Genomic DNA, 16990 nt, shown 5'->3' on the forward strand with positions numbered 1-16990 from the left:
TAGATTGGCTTATATAGATGATAATTTTATAGATCAAGTTAGATTTGGTAACGATATAATAGATGTCATTTCTGAGTATTTGCAACTAGAGCGTTCTGGTAGTGATTATAAAGGCTTATGTCCTTTTCATGATGAAAATACTCCATCATTTATGGTTAGTCCAGATAAACAGCTATATCACTGTTTTGGTTGTGGTGCTGGCGGGAATATATTTAACTTTATAATGGAGATTGAGAATGTAGAATTTATAGAAGCTGTTGAAATCTTAGCCGAAAGAATCGGTTTATCATTACCAGAAAAGGATAATTATAATGATAAAAAACGGTCTAAAAAAGGAGAGATATATGAGATTCATGATTGGGCCGTTAAGTTCTTTAATTATTTGTTGACTGAAACTAAGCAGGGGGAAGAGGCTTATAATTATTTAAAGAATCGTGGTTTCGATGAGGAAATTATAAAAAAATTTCAATTAGGTTATGCGCCTGATAGTTGGGATGCACTCTTTAATTTCTTAAAAAAGAAAGGTTATTCAGTAAAGCGTATTCATCAGTCGGGCTTAATAATTCCTCGTAAAAAAGGTAATGGTTATTATGATCGTTTTCGTAATAGACTTATCTTTACGATCTGTAATCCACGGGGACAGACAATTGGTTTTGGCGGTAGGGTTTTAGATGATTCACAGCCTAAATATCTTAATTCACCAGAAACTATAGTCTTTAACAAGCGAAACAATCTTTATGGTTTACATTTAGCGAAGAAAGCAATTAGAAGGTCAGGTAGTGCTGTTATAGTTGAAGGTTATACAGATATGATTACCGGATATCAATTTGGTATCAAGAATTTAGTAGCGTCACTGGGGACCTCTTTAACTAAGGCGCAAGCTCAATTATTAAAACGCTATGCAGAACGAGTATATATAGCTTATGATGGTGATACTGCTGGTGAAAGTGCTACTTTAAGAGGGCTAGATATCTTGAAAGAAGTTGGGGTTGAGGTTTATGTAGTTAATCTACCTCAGGATTCTGACCCTGATGAAGTGATTAGAGAGAGGGGAAAAGAAAATTTTGATTCTTTATTAGAAGAGGCTGTCTCATTAATTGAATTTAAGATGAACTGTCTATTAGAGGATAAAAGGTCAGGTAAGGTTGAAGATAAAGTAAAAGCAGTTGAACGAATAATACCTATCTTAGCACAAATTGAGAATCAGGTTGAGCGTGAGGAATACATTAAGCAGGCAGCTAATAAGGTTGAAACGAATCCAGGAGCAATTAAAGCTCGGTTAAAGAATTATATTTATCAAAATAATAAAGTTAAGTCTAGAAAACAGGATAGAAATTATAAAGATTGGAATAATAAAGATAAATTTGAAGTAGAATCTGATGATAAAATAAATGATATTGAAGATATTTACTTAAAATCAGCAAAAGATTTATTAAGATTAATGTTAGATAACAGGCAAGTCTTAAATTTGGTAAAAGAAGAGCTTGAATCAGAAGATTTCATTATAGATAAATATAGATTTATTGCAGAGTTAATCTATAATTCTGAGGCTGATAATTTTGATTGGGCAAAGCTTATAGAAGAGGTAGAAGATCAAAAGATAAAAGAGTTAATTACCGAATTAGCATTAGTTACTGATGAGATAGATAATTCTAGCGATTATCAAGAGGATATTGCAAAAGGTTATATTAAAAAAATAAAGGAGTATCAACTTAAGATGAAGAAAAAAGAATTAGAGGAAGAAATACAGAAATATGAAACAAATAATGATTTTTCTAAAGTAAATGATCTTTTACGAGAATATCAAGAATTATGCAAAGAGGAAGTTCTTATTAGGAAGGAGGGAGATTAATGACCGAGGCAACTCGAGATGTGATTGAGAAGGAAGTCAAGAAGTTGATTGAAAAAGGGAAAGAAGATGGGACTTTAAGTTATGAAGAGATAATGGATGCTCTTTCTGAAATTGAGTTGAGTTCAGAACAGATCAATGATATATATGAAACTTTGGCTGAAATGGGGATTGAGGTTACCGATGATAGCGAAGAAGATGAAGCTAGCCAAGAAAAGGGCGAAGATGACGATGATGATTCAGGGAGCAGTTTAGACCTTAGTGTGCCCGATGGTGTAGGGATTGATGATCCAGTAAGAATGTATTTAAAAGAGATTGGCAAGGTCCCTTTATTAACGGCAGAAGAAGAGGTTAAGCTAGCCAAAAGAATGGAAGAAGGCGATGAGGAAGCTAAGCGAATGTTAGCAGAGGCTAATTTGCGTTTAGTAGTAAGTATAGCTAAGAAGTATGTTGGTAGAGGAATGTTATTCTTAGATTTAATTCAAGAAGGAAACTTAGGTTTGATTAAAGCTGTAGAAAAGTTTGATTATACTAAAGGTTATAAGTTCAGCACCTATGCTACTTGGTGGATTAGACAAGCTATTACACGTTCAATAGCTGACCAAGCACGAACAATTAGAATTCCTGTTCACATGGTAGAGACGATTAATAAAGTAATTAGGGTTTCAAGGCATCTCCTGCAGGAACTTGGTAGAGAACCATCTCCGGAAGAGATAGCAGAAGAGATGGATTTGACCGAAGAAAAAGTAAGAGAGATTATGAAGATTGCACAAGAACCGGTTTCATTAGAGACACCGATTGGCGAAGAAGAGGATAGTCATTTAGGAGACTTTATTGAGGATGAGGACGCCCCAGCACCTTCGGCTGCGGCTTCATATATGCTACTCCAAGAGCAGCTTGACGAAGTATTGGATACATTAAGTGACCGTGAAAAGAGAGTATTAGAGTTGAGATTTGGGGTAGAAGATGGACGTTCACGTACTTTAGAAGAGGTTGGTAAAGAATTTGGAGTGACTAGAGAGCGTATTAGACAGATAGAAGCTAAAGCACTTCGCAAATTAAGACACCCAAGCCGAAGTAAAAAGTTAAAAGATTACTTAGATTAAAGTTAAGGGATGGTATATTATTTATGAATAATATTAAGTAATTTGAAGGATATGATAGATAATTAAAGATAATTTTTTCAAATCATCAATTATCTTAATTGACCTTTTAATAGATTTATCATATAATTAATGCTGTTGCAAGTGATGGTCCCCGATAGCTCAGTTGGTAGAGCAGATGGCTGTTAACCATCGAGTCGTAGGTTCGAGTCCTACTCGGGGAGCCATTTAATTTTGTTAGGGTCCATAGCTCAGTTGGTCAGAGCACTCGGCTCATAACCGAGTGGTCCTAGGTTCAAATCCTAGTGGACCCACCATTTAAACTTTAACATTAAGTTACATAAACTATAAATAACAGGCTCTGTCTAATTAATTAGATGGAGTCTTTTTTATATCATTGATTTGCAGGAACATTCCTTCTTCTTCTTGAATATAATATTATGGAAAATAAAAAAATATAATAATTTTTGCCAGTAATGTATATTATATTAATTAGAGCAAAAATTTAAACTATGTGGTGAAAAAGATGCAATTATCAAAGAGATTATTAAAGTTAATTTCATTTGTAGACCAACCCTGTAGTATTGCCGATATTGGTACTGATCACGCTTATTTACCGATCTATTTAGCTAAAAATTTTAGTTGTGATAAGCTAATTGCTACTGATATTAAGCAAGGACCTTATGAGGCTGCTGTAAGCAATATAAAGAAGTTTGGGCTTCAAGATAAAATCGAAGTTAGGATAGGGGCTGGATTAACTGTTTTAAAGCCTAAAGAAGTGAAGAGTATAGTGATAGCTGGAATGGGTGGGAATACTATTATAGATATCTTAACTAATGAAATAGAGGTTACTAATTCATTGGAAAAGCTTATTTTACAGCCGATGAATGCTAGTTATAATTTAAGAGAATGGCTAGTTACTAATCATTGGCAGATAAAAGATGAAGGTTTAGTTAGAGAAGGTGCTAAGTTTTACGAGGTTATTGCTGCTCAACCAGGCCAAGAGATAATCGACAATGATTTTTTATTAGAGGTTGGGCCTAGACTTAGAGAAGAAGAACCTCAAGATTATAAAGAATTTCTATTATCTAAAGCGGAAGGTTGGCAACGAATATTGAATGATTTACCAGAAAAGGAGATACCAGAGCTGATAAATAAACGTAGAGTACTGGAAGAAAAGATAGCTAATATTAGGGAGGTAATTCAATGTCTTTAAGTATTCAGCAAGTAATTCAATTAATTGAAGAATTAGCGCCTAAAAGATTAGCTGAAGATTGGGATAATGTAGGTTTGCAGATTGGCTCATATGACCAGAGAGTTAATAGAGTATTAGTGACTTTAGGTGTCAATAAAGAAGTTATGAAGGAAGCAGTAGATAATAATGTAGACCTAATCATCTCTCATCATCCAGTCATCTTTAAGTCTTTGTCAAAAGTTAGATTTGATCAAGAAGTAGGTAGTATAATTAAGACTGCTATTGAGAATGAGATCAATATTTATGTAGCTCATACTAATTATGATATTGCTAAAGGTGGGCTTAACGATTTATTAGCAGAAAAACTAGGGTTCAATAGCGTAAAAGTTTTAAAACCGACCTATGAAGACGAGCTTAAGAAATTAGTTGTATTTGTTCCTAATCAAGACTTGGACGAAGTAAGAGAAGCAATTACAGAAGCAGGTGCAGGATGGATTGGAAATTATAGAGATTGTACTTTTCAAGCAAATGGCATTGGCACTTTTCGGCCTTTAGCAGATACTAATCCTCACATTGGCCAAGAAGGTCAGTTAGAGAAGGTAGATGAATCACGTTTAGAAACAATTGTACCTAGCAGTAAATTAAAAGAAGTAATTAATAAACTGATAGAGGTTCATCCTTATGAAGAAGTCGCGTATGATCTTTATTCAGTAGAAGCCTTTGGAGAGCGATTAGGATTAGGTCGAATTGGTGAATTAGCAAGTAGTACGAATTTTGAAGAGTTTGTAATGCAAATAAAAGAAAGCTTAAATGTTGATAGATTGAGAGTTGTAGAACCAAAGAAGAATAGAATAAAGAAGGTAGCATTGTGTAGTGGTAGTGGTGCCGATTTGATTAGAACGGCTGCTTTCAAAGGAGCAGATTTATTGCTAACTGGTGATCTAAAGTATCATGATGCCGAACAAGCAGTAGAATTAGGTTTAGGAGTAATAGACGCAGGACATTATGGAACAGAAGTTATTATGCAGGATCAAGTTGTAGATTACTTGCAAAGAAAAATTGAAGAAGAAAACCTAACAGAGATCGATATTATTAGTGCAAAAAGTAATCAAGATTTTATAAAGGTAATTTAGGTAGGTCAACAGTTGCCAAGCTGTTTGGCCTACCTTTTTGTATTGGTGAAATAGTGAAAGGAGGGGGGAATATGGTTGCTTATTTCAAAACATGTCAAGTATGCGGTCGAGCGATAAATAAAGGTAGATTAGAAATACTACCTCAAACAAGGTTATGTATAGATTGTGCTAAAATTTTAGGTTCTGATATTAAAGGAAGCAAGGCAAGGATTGGGATGGATTTAGATACTTATTGTGATTTATTAGGTGCAGTTAGAAGTTGACTTTGTTAAATATCTATTGAGAAAGGGGTAATAGTATGATCCAATTAGAAGAATTATATAGATTACAACAACTCGATGTAGAGATAAATAAATTAGAAGATAGATTGGTTAGTAAGCAAATATTAAAAGAGATAGAGCGTGTTAAAAGAAAGGTCGAAAAGTTAAAACAGGGTATTAATGACCAAGAAATTAAAGAAAAGAAGCTGAAGAAAGAGATCAAGAATGAAGAATTTGCTAATAGTAGATTAAGTAAGCAGGTAGATAATTATCAAGACGAACTCTATAGTGGAGAAGGTAGTGCTAAAGAATTAGAACAACTTCAGGTTAAGATAAGTGAAGTCAAGGCTGAACAATCAGAATTGGAAGATAAGATTTTGAGTTTAATGATGGAACTAGAAGAGACTCAAAACCTTAGAATAAATAAGCAGAATGAATTAGTAGATACTAAAGAAGAGTTGGCAAATTTACATCAAGAATATGAAGAAGAACAGAATGAATTAGAGTTAGAGATAAATGAAGTTAAGGAAAAGAAAGAAGAAGTAATTGGCTGTTTAACTGAGGAAGTAATCATAAAATATAATAGATTAAAAGAAGAAAAATCGGGATTAGTTGTAGTTGAATTAAAAGATAAATACTGCATGGGTTGTGGAGTTGGGTTACCATCACGATTAGTAGAGCAAGTTAGAAATAATGACCAGTTGACTCATTGTCGAAATTGTGGTAGAATTTTATATTGGATGCAAGAAGAACAGCAAGAAGATTAATTAAAAGCTGAAGAATAATTTAAGATATCTACTTGACAATTAATAAATAAGGTGTTATCATATTAGAGCAGTAGAGTTAAACAACTAATTATGTAAGTATTTTAGTTACGTGGCTCTAATTAGAATTTTAATAATGTTAAATATTGAGCTAGTAAGTAGACTGAGTAATCGTAAGTAGAGTATAGACTCTATTTGAGGAAAGTCCGAGCTCTATAGGGCAGGGTGCTGGATAACGTCCAGCCAGAGCAATCTGCGGGAAAGTGCCACAGAGAGTAGACCGCCTACTTTTAGTAGGTAAGGGTGAAAGGGTGCGGTAAGAGCGCACCGGGTTTCTGGTAACAGAAACCGCATGGTAAACCCCACCTGGAGCAAGACCAAATAGGAGGAGGTTAAGGGCTGCTCGTCCATCTTCTCGGGTTAGGTCGCTGGAGGTAGTAGGCAACTACTATCCTAGACAGATGATTACTTTAAACGACAGAACTCGGCTTACAGGTTTGCTTATTTGCTCAATTTTTAAGACTTACTCAATTATAAATGGGTAAGTCTCTTTATTTTACATATAGATAATAATATAGTATTATATAAAAAGTAAGGTAAAAAGAAGAATAGGGCTAAGCTAAATAGAGGGTGACTTACTGATGTTAAATGAAAAGTTTATTGAGAATAGTGAGCAATGGCTAGACTTAATGCGAATAGTTCAAATTGACCTTTCTGTCCCCTCAATTATTAAAGAGATTGAAAGATTATTTTTAGATTTAGACCCAGTAATTGCTGGGGGTGTAGTTTCAGATAGCTATCTATTAAATCAAGAATTGATTAATGAGAGAAAGTTATCAAATCTAGATATATTTATACCTTTAGGCACTGATGATGCTAAAGTAAAAGAAATATTAAATAATAAAGATAAAGTTAAAAATTTGACAGAAGTAAAAGAAGAAAAGATTGATGCTACTTATTCGGAAGAGTTAGTTAATAAGAGGATGAGCTTTACATATGGTAGTTATAAATGTAATTTATTATTTTGTAATAATAGAAAGACTAAAATTTGGGATATAGATATAACCCTGCATCAATTTATGTATTTAGGAGGAAAGGTCTATGCTACTAAATTAGCAATTGCTGATATTAGGGCGAAGTTGTTAAGAATCTTGAATCCAGTTAATGGGATTAAAGCTTGGAAAAGAGTTATTAGAGTTAAAGAAGAATATGAGTTTAATATTGAAGAAGAAGGTGCGAAGTTACTATTTGATTATATTAGGTGGCGTAAAGAAAATTTTACATCTAAAAGTAAATTGAAAGAGTATTATTACCGACTAATTAGTCAAAAGAAAACTTATGGTAGAAGTCTAATAACTTACCTATTACTTAATAATAATTATCAGAATGATTATTTCATTGATTTACTTGGTTCTTATCAGGTTATGTATGATTCAAATCTAAATTACGAAAGATTTATAAATAAAATCAAAGATTTAAAGTTTAAGATTAATACTGAAATTAAAGATAGACAAGAAGTTCTAGATGAGAAAGATAATGAAGCAAATATAGATTTAATGTCCAAAACAGAGTATAAACGCACGATAACTATATTAGAACAAGTGAGTCAATTAGAATTTAAAGAATTTTTAGAAGGGCGGGTTAATAAAAACAGATTAAAAGACTGTTATAAATGGCATTCTCCTAAGATAGGTAAGATCTTAGAGAATTTAAAGAAGTTTATTGATAAGTTAAATTTAAGATACTATCAGAATTACGCTTTAAATCTATGTGACCAACTCTTGAAATTATTCAATACTAGAGGACCCAATAATTTAGAGTTTAAAATTGTCATTTCTCAAGAAGCCAAAGACTTATTAGCTATATCCACTGACCAAAGCTGGACTAGTTGTTTAGAGTTACCCAAACCTGATAGTCAGCGAGTTAGTGCAGCAAGGATAGCAGCAAATTTACAACCTAATACTTTAGTAGTCTACATAACTGAAGTTAATGGGCAGGAATGGTTAGGAAGGATATTAATTAGATTATTGAGAGATGGCAGCTTAAGTTTAGAAAAATATTATGGTGAACCGGTTTTAAAAGAAGTATTAATTGCTAAATTAGAAGAAATTATTCTAGATAATGGCTATCAACTTAAAAAGGGGATGAATGGTAAGAGTTATAATTTTATTGAATGGCAGCCATACTCTGACCAAGGAAGAATAAAAAAATTAGAATCAGAGATATATACAGAGTATTATATTGATTATTCATTACCGTCAGTTATTAAGAAGTTAGATAAATAAAAAGTGGAGTGTGAATAAGATGCAAAGATTAGCCTACTTAGGCCCAGAAGGGACCTTTACTAATGAAGCAGCCAAAAGAGCTACCAATGAAGATGAGGTTGAATTAATTCCTTATCCAGATATTCAGACTTTGATTTTAGCTATTGCTAACCAAGAGGAGAATTGGGGAATAGTACCGATTGAAAATTCATTAGAAGGTTCAGTGAATATGACATTAGATCTTTTAGCTCATAAAGTGGATTTGAAGATTATTAAGGAAGTATTAATGCCAATCAATCATCATTTAATAGGACAGCCTGGAGCAAAACTATCAGAAATAAAGAAGGTATTATCACATCGTCAAGCCTTGGCGCAATGTCGTGATAATTTAAATCAAATTTTAAATGATTTTGAAGCGATAAATACTAATAGTACTGCTGAAGCTGTCTATAGTATAAAGAATAAAGATAATAATTTTGGAGCCATCGGTTCTAAATTAGTTGCAGAAATAAATGGTCTATCTATTTTAGCTAATAATATTCAAGATAATAGATCCAATTGGACACGATTTATAGTCTTAGGCGCTAAAGATAGTCAAGAAGTCAAGCATGCTAAAACATCATTAATCTGTTCTCCAAGTAAAGACCGTCCAGGAATCTTATATGAAATCTTAAAGGAATTTGCTATGCGAGATATTAACTTAACCAAGATTGAATCGCGCCCGGCACGTAAGATGTTAGGAGACTATATCTTTTTTATAGATTTTAAAGGACATCGGAAAGAAGAATCAATTAAAGAAACTTTACTTGCTTTAGAGAAGAAGACTTCATTTATTAAGATTTTAGGGTCATATCCTCAAGTCAAGTTAAAGTAGTAACCGGGAACAAAAATTGAAAACTTAAACTTATTATGTTAAAATAAATAGGAAGGTCTATTGATTTTAAAAGGAGGCATAACGATGGCAGGACATTCAAAATGGGCTAATATAAAACATAAGAAGAAGAAAGAAGATAAAAGAAGGGGGAAACTCTTTTCTAAGTTGAGTAAAAAGATAGCAGTTGCTGCCCGTGAAGGTGGCGGTGACCCAGAGATAAATTCAGACCTTAGAATGGCTATCCAAAAGGCTAAAGATAATAATATGCCTAAGGATAATATTCAACGGGCTATTGACCGCGGAACAGGTAACCTAGAAGGAGTAAATTATGAACGGATTATTTATGAAGGCTATGGTCCATCAGGAGTAGCTCTTTATTTAGATTTGATGAGTGATAATCGTAACAGGACCGCTTCTGAAATTAGACATGTCCTTTCGAAGCATGACGGGAACTTAGGTGAAGAAGGATGCGTTGCTTGGATGTTTGAACGTAAAGGACAATTAATTATTGACAGAACAGAAACAGAAGTTGATGAAGATGAAGTAATGATGTCAGCTTTAGAAGCTGGAGCTGAGGATATTTCAATTGAAGATGAAGTAGTAGAGATCATAACAGTTCCTAGTGACTTAGAGGATACTCGAAATAATATGGAAGAAGACGGTTATGATTTTTCCTCTGGAGATATAGTTATGCTCCCTCAAAACACTGTAAAGATAGAAGATAAGAAGTCAGCAAAGAAGATAATTAGACTGATGGACGACTTAGAAGACCATGATGATGTGCAAGATGTTTATGCTAACTTCGATATTCCAGATGAAATCATGGCAGAGATAGAAGACGAAGAATAAACTTTAAGGCATCGAGGTTCACCTTGGTGTCTTTTTTAATATTATTCTTTTTAGAGTATATTACCACCTTCATTAGCAAATAATAGACATTAAAACAAGTTATGATTTAAATAGACTTATATTTGTTATTTAATAAAGACTTGGAAGGTGGTAATATGTTTAAAAGAAGAAAGATTATTTTAGGTTCTTTTATATTGTTCATCTTAATGGCTAGCATTACTTATTTAATGTGGGAAGTAGCAGATGTAACTAAAGATAAAAAGAATTATAAAGGTCAGAGTTCCAAAAAAACAGATGAAATGAAAGAAGGACAGGAAAGCAGTTTGGCAGAATTGATTAAGAAGAAAGAAGAGGAGTTTAAGAAAAAGTTGAATAGAACAGAGTACCAATTAAAGGGTAATTGGGAATTAAAACCTACCTTAGTCTTAAAGACTTATTATAAAAAGTGTGGAGATATAGTAATAGAGAAGAAAGACTTAGATTCTAAATTAGCAGGTTTGAGAAGTGATAACCTTATTAATGGAGATACAGGTTGGAAAGTTGTCAAACGAAGTGCAAGACAGGTTGTATTAGAAAAAGAATTAAATGAAGCTTGTCCAGAACATAAAGATGAAATGTATTTAGGAATTAAAGATGGTGTAGTCGCTATCTTTTATGGTAATCCTCAGGATGAAGAGAAGGTTTTAAAGCGAAAGACTAATATTTCTGCGGAAGTATTACCGGATAAGGAAATACAGAATTTAGAAGTGGGTATCGAAGTTAAATCGCAACGACAATTGTTAATACTATTAGAGGGTTTGGCTAGTATTCAAGATGAAAAGATAGAGTAGATTTTACCGACAGCCATTTAAGTGGCTGTTTCTTTGTTTAAGAAAGGAAAAAGAAGCTCTATCTAGAAATTAAACTTAGGTAAGGTATGCTTGAAGGTTTAGATATTAAATTTCATATCGGGAGGCGAGAAGATGATAGCGCATTTACAAGGAGAATTGACTTTGAAAAGAGAATCATATATTATAATTGATATTCAAGGAGTAGGTTATAAGGTTAATATCCCTCTTTCGTTACAAATGGAGTTACCAGACCTTGGCGAAGAGGTTAAGGTATATACTTATACTTATGTTCGAGAGGATAAATTACGACTATATGGTTTTTTAAAGATGAGTGATTTAGAGCTCTTTGAAGAGTTATTAGGGGTATCTAAGATAGGCCCGAAAGGAGCAATTAATACTCTCTCTACATTGAGCGCTAAGGAGTTTAAATTAGCAGTTGCTAAAGAAGAGATAGAGACATTAAAGAGGGTGAAAGGAATTGGTAAGAAGACAGCCCAAAGGCTAATCTTAGAGATGAAAGGTAAGATAGATTTAGAAAAGGTATTGGCTGAAGGAGATGATGATTCAAGTGTAATCATTAATCCAGAAAAAGAAGAAGCAGTAGAAGGGTTATTGAGTTTGGGTTATAGTAGAAGTGAAGCTAGAAAAGCAGTTGAAATGGCTTGTAAGGAAGAAGAAATTACTAATGTAGAAGAGATAATTAGATTATCATTACAAAATTTAGGATAATTGATAAAGGATAAATTATTATAATCCTTGGGAGGAAATAGTATGGAAGAGAGGATTGTTTCGCCAGATGGAAAAGTGGCTGATATGGAGTTAGATTTAAATTTAAGACCGAGTGGCTTCGATGAATATATTGGACAAAAGAAGGTAAAGAATAACCTTGAGATATTTATCGAGGCAGCTAAAGCTAGAGGCGAATCTTTAGACCATGTCTTATTATATGGACCGCCGGGACTAGGGAAGACCACTTTAGCTAATATTATTGCTAATGAAATGGGGGTTAATATTAAGACTACTTCTGGTCCTGCTATTGAAAGGCCAGGCGACTTAGCTGCTATCCTAACTAATTTAAGATCTAATGATGTCCTATTTATTGATGAAATACATAGGTTAAATAGAATGGTAGAAGAAGTCTTATATCCGGCTATGGAAGATTTTGCTTTGGATATTATGATTGGCGAGGGACCTAATGCTCGCTCAGTACGTTTAGACCTGCCAGAGTTTACTTTAGTAGGTGCTACTACTAAGGCTGGTTTATTAACTTCACCGCTACGAGATAGATTTGGTATTATTAGTCGGTTAGAGTTTTATACTAATGATGAACTACAACAGATAGTTCATCGTTCTGCAAGAGTATTAGCAGTAGAAATAGATGATTTAGGAGCTATGGAATTATCGCGAAGGGCAAGAGGTACGCCAAGAATTGCTAATAGATTATTAAAGAGAGTTAGAGATTATGCTCAAGTAAAAGCAGACGGAGTAATTACTCAAGAGGTAGCTCAGCAAGGATTAAAGCTCTTAGAAGTAGATGAATTGGGATTAGATCGAATAGATCGTAAGATACTACTAACGATTATTGAAAAGTTTGCTGGTGGGCCAGTAGGTTTAAGTACATTAGCAGCATCTATCGGTGAAGAAGAAGATACTTTAGAAGATGTTTATGAACCATATTTATTACAAATCGGTTATTTAAATCGAACTCCTCGTGGCAGAGTCGCTACTAAGTTAGCGTATGAACACTTTGATATTGATTATAAGGAGGAGTAATTATTTAGTATTATTTTATCTTTACTTATGAAGTTATTTAAATAATAAAAAGGAGAATACTATGGATAAAATATTAAAGGTGATTATGTAGCATTCAAATAGAGATATGATGGAGGAATTAAGAATGAAAGTAGCAGATTTTGACTATCATTTACCAGAAGAATTAATTGCACAAGAGCCAATGAATCCTAGAGATGAATCAAGATTAATGATTGTAGATCGAAATTCTGATGAAATTGAAGAGAGAGTATTCAAAGAAATAATAGATTTTTTTGAATCAGGAGATACTATTGTATTAAATAATACGAAAGTAATTCCAGCTCGTTTATATGGTTTTAAAGAAGAGACCGGAGGAAAGGTTGAATTCTTATTATTAACAGAAGTAGGCTTAGACACTTGGGAGGTCTTAGTTAGGCCTGGAAAGAAAGTTAAGATTGGAACAAGAGTGGTCTTTGGTGATAGAGATTTAATTGCTGAAGTAAAAGAAAGAACTGAGTTTGGTGGACGAGTTGTAAAATTTGAGTATGACGGTGTCTTTGCTGAAATATTAGATAAATTAGGAGAGATGCCTTTACCTCCTTATATTACAAAAGAACTAGAAGAGCGAGAACAGTATCAGACGGTTTTTGCTAAAAAGAGAGGAGCAGCTGCCGCACCAACAGCTGGACTTCATTTTACAGAAGAAGTATTAAGTAAGCTAGAAGAAAAAGGAGTTAATATCGTCTATATTACTCTTCATGTCGGTTTAGGTACCTTTAGACCAGTTCGGGCAGAGAAAGTAGAAGAACATGATATGCATGCTGAGTACTATGAAGTTTCACAAGAAACAGCAGAAATAATCAATAAGACTAAAGAAGAAGGTAAGAGAGTTTTTGCTGTAGGTACTACTGTGACTAGAACGTTAGAGACTGTAGGTAATGAAGGAGGCTATGTTAAAGCTGATAAAGGATGGACTGATATCTTTATTTATCCTGGATATGAATATAGAGTAGTTGATGCTCTATTGACTAATTTCCATTTACCTAAATCAACTTTAATTATGCTAGTTAGTGCTTTTTGTGGTCAAGACTTAGTCATGGAAGCATATCAAAAAGCAGTAGAAGACGAATATAGATTTTATAGTTTTGGTGATGCAATGTTAATTATTTAGAGGGGGTAGAATTAATGTCATTTGAATATACTTTACATAAAGAATCTAGTGATACGAAAGCAAGATTAGGAGAGTTCAATACACCACATGGTAAGGTAGAGACACCAATCTTTATGCCGGTAGGTACTCAAGCTACAGTTAAGGCGATGACTCCGGAGGAGTTAAAAGAGCTTGGATCTCAGATTATTTTGAGTAATACATATCATTTATATTTACGACCTGGTCATGATTTGATTGAAGAAGCTGGGGGATTACATGAATTTATGAATTGGGATCGACCAATCCTAACAGATAGCGGTGGGTTTCAGGTCTTTAGTTTGGCTGATATGAGAGATATTACTGAAAAAGGAGTAGAGTTTCAGTCTCATTTAGATGGGTCCAAACACTTTATTACACCAGAAAAGGCGACGGAGATTCAGATGGCTTTAGGTGCCGATATTATTATGGCTTTTGATGAATGTCCTCCTTATCCGGCAGAGAAAGACTATGTAAAAGAGTCTTTAGAAAGAACGACTCGCTGGGCCAAGCGATGTAAAGAAGCTCATACAAGAGAGGACCAAGCATTATTTGGGATTATCCAAGGAGGAATGCATCAAGATTTACGAGAACAGAGCGCGAAAGAGATTACGGAGCTTGACTTTCCTGGCTATGCTATAGGTGGTTTAAGTGTAGGTGAAGCTAATGAATTAATGTATGAAGTATTAGATTATGCACCTGAATTATTACCTAAAGATAAACCGAGATACTTAATGGGAGTAGGGACGCCAGAAGACTTATTTGAAGGAGTTATCCGAGGAGTAGATATGTTTGACTGTGTCTTTCCAACTAGGATTGCTAGAAATGGAGCTGTATTTACTAGTCAAGGGCGGATTACGATTCGAAATGCAACTTATAAGCGACAATTCACTACTTTAGACCCAGAATGTGATTGTTATGTCTGTCGTAATTATACTCGTGCTTATATTCGTCATTTGATTAAAAGAAACGAAATCTTGGGCTTGCGTTTAACTACTTATCATAATCTTTATTTTTTATGTAATCTAATGACTAATATTAGAAAAGCTATTGAAGAAGATAGATTATTAGAATATAGAGCAGAGTTTTATCAGAAATATGGTTTAGAAGTGACTGACTTTAATATTTAAAGTTAAAATAGAGGAATTAAGTTGTTAGTATTGAAATATAAAATAGTAGTGACTAAATTTTACAAGGAGGAGTTTACATATGGAAAACTATCTACCATGGATAACCTGGATAGCAATTTTTGGTATATTTTGGTTTTTGTTTATTAGACCACAACGTAAGCAACAGAAAGAACATCAAGAAATGGTGAATAATCTTAAGGTAGGTGATGAAGTAACGACTATTGGAGGTCTTAAAGGAGAAATAGTAGAAATTGAAGAAGATGATTTAACTTTAGAACTCCTTCCTAATGAGGTAAGGGTTACTGTACTTAGAAGGGCTATTCATCATTCTAGTAGTGCTGACGAAGAAAATTAATATTAATTTTCTTCGTTTAAATCTGTTTCAATAATAGGAGGATATTTTATGCAGGTTACAAGAAAAGAAGTTAAAGAGTTAGTAGAGTCAGTAGTAATTGCTGGTATTTTAGCATTTTTTATTATTACTTTTATTGCTCAATCGTTTGTAGTACAAGGGCAATCTATGGAGCCGACCTTACATAACGGAGAACGTTTATTTGTTGATAAACTTTCTTATCGTTTCTCAGAACCGGCGAGAGGAGATATAATAGTCTTTACTCCTAAAGGTGCTCCTGGTAGAAAGTATATTAAACGCGTAATCGGTTTGCCAGGAGATAGAGTAAAGATTCGGAATAAGAAAGTATATATTAACGGCAAACAGATTAAAGAGAATTATATTTTAGAAGCAACTTTAGGTAACTTTGGACCTTATAAAGTACCAAAGAATCATCTATTTGTCTTAGGAGATAATCGGAATAATAGTGCTGATAGTAGATATAGTTCATTAGTTGGCTTTGTTTCTTATGATAGTATTTCCGGCAAGGCATTTTGGGTCTATTGGCCATTAACTAATATGAGAGTTATTGATCATCAAAGTTATGAGCATTTGAATTAATTATAATTTATTATTTATTGTTTAGATAAACTAATATAAGGCTATCATCTGGATTTCATAGATGATGGCCTTTCTTATAGTATTAAAATAATAATAAGATGAAAGAATAGTAATCATACTAAAGAAGGAAGTGGAAGTAGGTATGGAAGTCAAGATTGAAATTGCCAAAAGAGCTAAATATGGTGTTTCTGGTAGTGGAGACACTGTTGAAGTAGTTGAAAGACCTCAAGGAGGCTTTTCAGTTATTCTAGCAGATGGGCAAGGAAGTGGAAGAAAAGCGAAGACGATTAGTAATCTAGTAGTTAATAAGGCGATCTCTCTAATAGGTGATGGAGCAAGAGACGGTGCAGTTGGGAGAGCAGTTCATGATTATCTATATACATTGCGACATGGCAAAGTATCTTCTACTTTGAATATTCTATCTGTAGATTTAGATACCGATTCAATCGTTCTTTCTAGAAATAGTAATACCCCTATTATGTTAATTGATGATGACAAAGAGGTCATCTTTGATAAGAAAGTTAAGACGATTGGGTTTCATAAAGAAGTCAAACCAATAATCAATGAAGTAAAGTTAAAGCCAAGAATGAAATTTTTAGCTTTTTCTGATGGTATTTTACATGCTGGGAGACGATTTGACCAGCAAGTAAAGCTTAGTGATATAATTGAAATCTGCAAAAATAACTCTAGTAATGAACCCCAAAGCTTAGCGAAACGAATTTTGACTCATGCTTTAGAGTTAGATAAGAATAGACCTCAAGATGATATGACGGTAGTGGTTTTAGGATTAGTAGAAAATATTAATCAAAAGGAGATTAAAGAGTATAATCTTTCGCTACCGATCTAATA

General features: G+C 33.5%; 17 protein-coding genes, 2 tRNA genes and 1 other RNA gene. All 20 read left to right on the top strand.

Annotated features, from left to right (window positions below; all coding sequences use genetic code 11):
• Nucleotides 1-4: 4 nt before the first annotated feature.
• Nucleotides 5-1852: a DNA primase gene (gene dnaG / locus BM077_RS09780; protein ID WP_089749841.1), complete on the top strand. Its 1848-nt coding sequence runs from the start codon at nucleotides 5-7 to the stop codon at nucleotides 1850-1852.
• Complete coding sequence (gene rpoD, locus BM077_RS09785) at nucleotides 1852-2955, top strand: RNA polymerase sigma factor RpoD (protein ID WP_089749842.1); 1104 nt, start codon at nucleotides 1852-1854, stop codon at nucleotides 2953-2955. Before dnaG ends, rpoD begins: the two co-directional genes overlap by 1 nt.
• 148 nt (nucleotides 2956-3103) lie before the next feature.
• Nucleotides 3104-3179, top strand: a tRNA-Asn gene (locus BM077_RS09790).
• Nucleotides 3180-3192: 13 nt separating this feature from the next.
• Nucleotides 3193-3269, top strand: a tRNA-Ile gene (locus tag BM077_RS09795).
• Between the two features lie 209 nt (nucleotides 3270-3478).
• Nucleotides 3479-4168 carry a tRNA (adenine(22)-N(1))-methyltransferase gene (locus BM077_RS09800; protein ID WP_089749845.1) on the top strand — a complete coding sequence of 230 codons (690 nt, stop codon included), beginning with the start codon at nucleotides 3479-3481 and terminating at the stop codon, nucleotides 4166-4168.
• Nucleotides 4159-5280: a Nif3-like dinuclear metal center hexameric protein gene (locus BM077_RS09805; protein ID WP_090095242.1), complete on the top strand. Its 1122-nt coding sequence runs from the start codon at nucleotides 4159-4161 to the stop codon at nucleotides 5278-5280. The genes BM077_RS09800 and BM077_RS09805 overlap by 10 nt, the downstream gene beginning before the upstream one ends.
• 71 nt (nucleotides 5281-5351) lie before the next feature.
• Entirely contained in the window at nucleotides 5352-5543 is a 192-nt protein-coding gene (locus BM077_RS09810; RefSeq protein ID WP_089749849.1) for a TraR/DksA family transcriptional regulator, read from the top strand.
• Nucleotides 5544-5578: 35 nt separating this feature from the next.
• A complete protein-coding gene (locus BM077_RS09815; RefSeq protein WP_089749851.1) occupies nucleotides 5579-6307 on the top strand; it encodes a zinc ribbon domain-containing protein in 729 nt (242 codons plus the stop codon).
• Nucleotides 6308-6459: 152 nt separating this feature from the next.
• Nucleotides 6460-6812, top strand: an RNA gene (gene rnpB / locus BM077_RS09820) — RNase P RNA component class A.
• A gap of 133 nt (nucleotides 6813-6945) precedes the next feature.
• Nucleotides 6946-8589, top strand: a complete 1644-nt coding sequence (locus tag BM077_RS09825; protein WP_089749853.1) for a hypothetical protein — start codon at nucleotides 6946-6948, stop codon at nucleotides 8587-8589.
• Nucleotides 8590-8608: 19 nt separating this feature from the next.
• On the top strand, nucleotides 8609-9442 hold the full coding sequence (gene pheA / locus BM077_RS09830; protein ID WP_089749855.1) for a prephenate dehydratase: 834 nt from the start codon (nucleotides 8609-8611) through the stop codon (nucleotides 9440-9442).
• Nucleotides 9443-9526: 84 nt separating this feature from the next.
• Nucleotides 9527-10291, top strand: a complete 765-nt coding sequence (locus BM077_RS09835) for a YebC/PmpR family DNA-binding transcriptional regulator (RefSeq protein WP_089749857.1) — start codon at nucleotides 9527-9529, stop codon at nucleotides 10289-10291.
• Between the two features lie 155 nt (nucleotides 10292-10446).
• Nucleotides 10447-11121 (top strand): BofC C-terminal domain-containing protein, encoded by a 675-nt coding sequence (locus tag BM077_RS09840; RefSeq protein WP_089749859.1) that lies wholly within the window; start codon nucleotides 10447-10449, stop codon nucleotides 11119-11121.
• Between the two features lie 132 nt (nucleotides 11122-11253).
• Entirely contained in the window at nucleotides 11254-11850 is a 597-nt protein-coding gene (gene ruvA / locus BM077_RS09845; RefSeq protein WP_089749861.1) for a Holliday junction branch migration protein RuvA, read from the top strand.
• 42 nt (nucleotides 11851-11892) lie between these two features.
• Nucleotides 11893-12894: a Holliday junction branch migration DNA helicase RuvB gene (gene ruvB / locus BM077_RS09850; RefSeq protein ID WP_089749863.1), complete on the top strand. Its 1002-nt coding sequence runs from the start codon at nucleotides 11893-11895 to the stop codon at nucleotides 12892-12894.
• Between the two features lie 124 nt (nucleotides 12895-13018).
• Nucleotides 13019-14044: a tRNA preQ1(34) S-adenosylmethionine ribosyltransferase-isomerase QueA gene (queA, locus tag BM077_RS09855; RefSeq protein ID WP_089749865.1), complete on the top strand. Its 1026-nt coding sequence runs from the start codon at nucleotides 13019-13021 to the stop codon at nucleotides 14042-14044.
• 14 nt (nucleotides 14045-14058) lie between these two features.
• Nucleotides 14059-15189, top strand: a complete 1131-nt coding sequence (gene tgt, locus BM077_RS09860; protein ID WP_089749868.1) for a tRNA guanosine(34) transglycosylase Tgt — start codon at nucleotides 14059-14061, stop codon at nucleotides 15187-15189.
• Nucleotides 15190-15268: 79 nt separating this feature from the next.
• Nucleotides 15269-15544: a preprotein translocase subunit YajC gene (gene yajC, locus BM077_RS09865; protein WP_089749870.1), complete on the top strand. Its 276-nt coding sequence runs from the start codon at nucleotides 15269-15271 to the stop codon at nucleotides 15542-15544.
• A gap of 48 nt (nucleotides 15545-15592) precedes the next feature.
• Nucleotides 15593-16141, top strand: a complete 549-nt coding sequence (lepB, locus tag BM077_RS09870; RefSeq protein WP_089749872.1) for a signal peptidase I — start codon at nucleotides 15593-15595, stop codon at nucleotides 16139-16141.
• A 142-nt stretch (nucleotides 16142-16283) separates the two neighbouring features.
• Nucleotides 16284-16988, top strand: coding sequence for a SpoIIE family protein phosphatase (locus tag BM077_RS09875; RefSeq protein ID WP_089749873.1), 705 nt, complete (start codon nucleotides 16284-16286; stop codon nucleotides 16986-16988).
• The last annotated feature ends 2 nt before the right edge of the window (nucleotides 16989-16990 follow it).

This window comes from Candidatus Frackibacter sp. WG13 (assembly GCF_900114655.1).
In the GTDB taxonomy this organism is placed as follows: domain Bacteria; phylum Bacillota; class Halanaerobiia; order Halobacteroidales; family Acetohalobiaceae; genus Frackibacter.

Bases quoted from the DNA above. Each gene is read 5' to 3' on its own strand.
- rpoD (WP_089749842.1), top strand. From the start codon at position 1,852: ATGACCGAGGCAACTCGAGATGTGATTGAGAAGGAAGTCAAGAAGTTG.
- BM077_RS09800 (WP_089749845.1), top strand. From the start codon at position 3,479: ATGCAATTATCAAAGAGATTATTAAAGTTAATTTCATTTGTAGACCAA.
- BM077_RS09805 (WP_090095242.1), top strand. From the start codon at position 4,159: ATGTCTTTAAGTATTCAGCAAGTAATTCAATTAATTGAAGAATTAGCG.
- BM077_RS09810 (WP_089749849.1), top strand. From the start codon at position 5,352: ATGGTTGCTTATTTCAAAACATGTCAAGTATGCGGTCGAGCGATAAAT.
- BM077_RS09815 (WP_089749851.1), top strand. From the start codon at position 5,579: ATGATCCAATTAGAAGAATTATATAGATTACAACAACTCGATGTAGAG.
- BM077_RS09825 (WP_089749853.1), top strand. From the start codon at position 6,946: ATGTTAAATGAAAAGTTTATTGAGAATAGTGAGCAATGGCTAGACTTA.
- pheA (WP_089749855.1), top strand. From the start codon at position 8,609: ATGCAAAGATTAGCCTACTTAGGCCCAGAAGGGACCTTTACTAATGAA.
- BM077_RS09835 (WP_089749857.1), top strand. From the start codon at position 9,527: ATGGCAGGACATTCAAAATGGGCTAATATAAAACATAAGAAGAAGAAA.
- BM077_RS09840 (WP_089749859.1), top strand. From the start codon at position 10,447: ATGTTTAAAAGAAGAAAGATTATTTTAGGTTCTTTTATATTGTTCATC.
- ruvA (WP_089749861.1), top strand. From the start codon at position 11,254: ATGATAGCGCATTTACAAGGAGAATTGACTTTGAAAAGAGAATCATAT.
- ruvB (WP_089749863.1), top strand. From the start codon at position 11,893: ATGGAAGAGAGGATTGTTTCGCCAGATGGAAAAGTGGCTGATATGGAG.
- queA (WP_089749865.1), top strand. From the start codon at position 13,019: ATGAAAGTAGCAGATTTTGACTATCATTTACCAGAAGAATTAATTGCA.
- tgt (WP_089749868.1), top strand. From the start codon at position 14,059: ATGTCATTTGAATATACTTTACATAAAGAATCTAGTGATACGAAAGCA.
- yajC (WP_089749870.1), top strand. From the start codon at position 15,269: ATGGAAAACTATCTACCATGGATAACCTGGATAGCAATTTTTGGTATA.
- lepB (WP_089749872.1), top strand. From the start codon at position 15,593: ATGCAGGTTACAAGAAAAGAAGTTAAAGAGTTAGTAGAGTCAGTAGTA.
- BM077_RS09875 (WP_089749873.1), top strand. From the start codon at position 16,284: ATGGAAGTCAAGATTGAAATTGCCAAAAGAGCTAAATATGGTGTTTCT.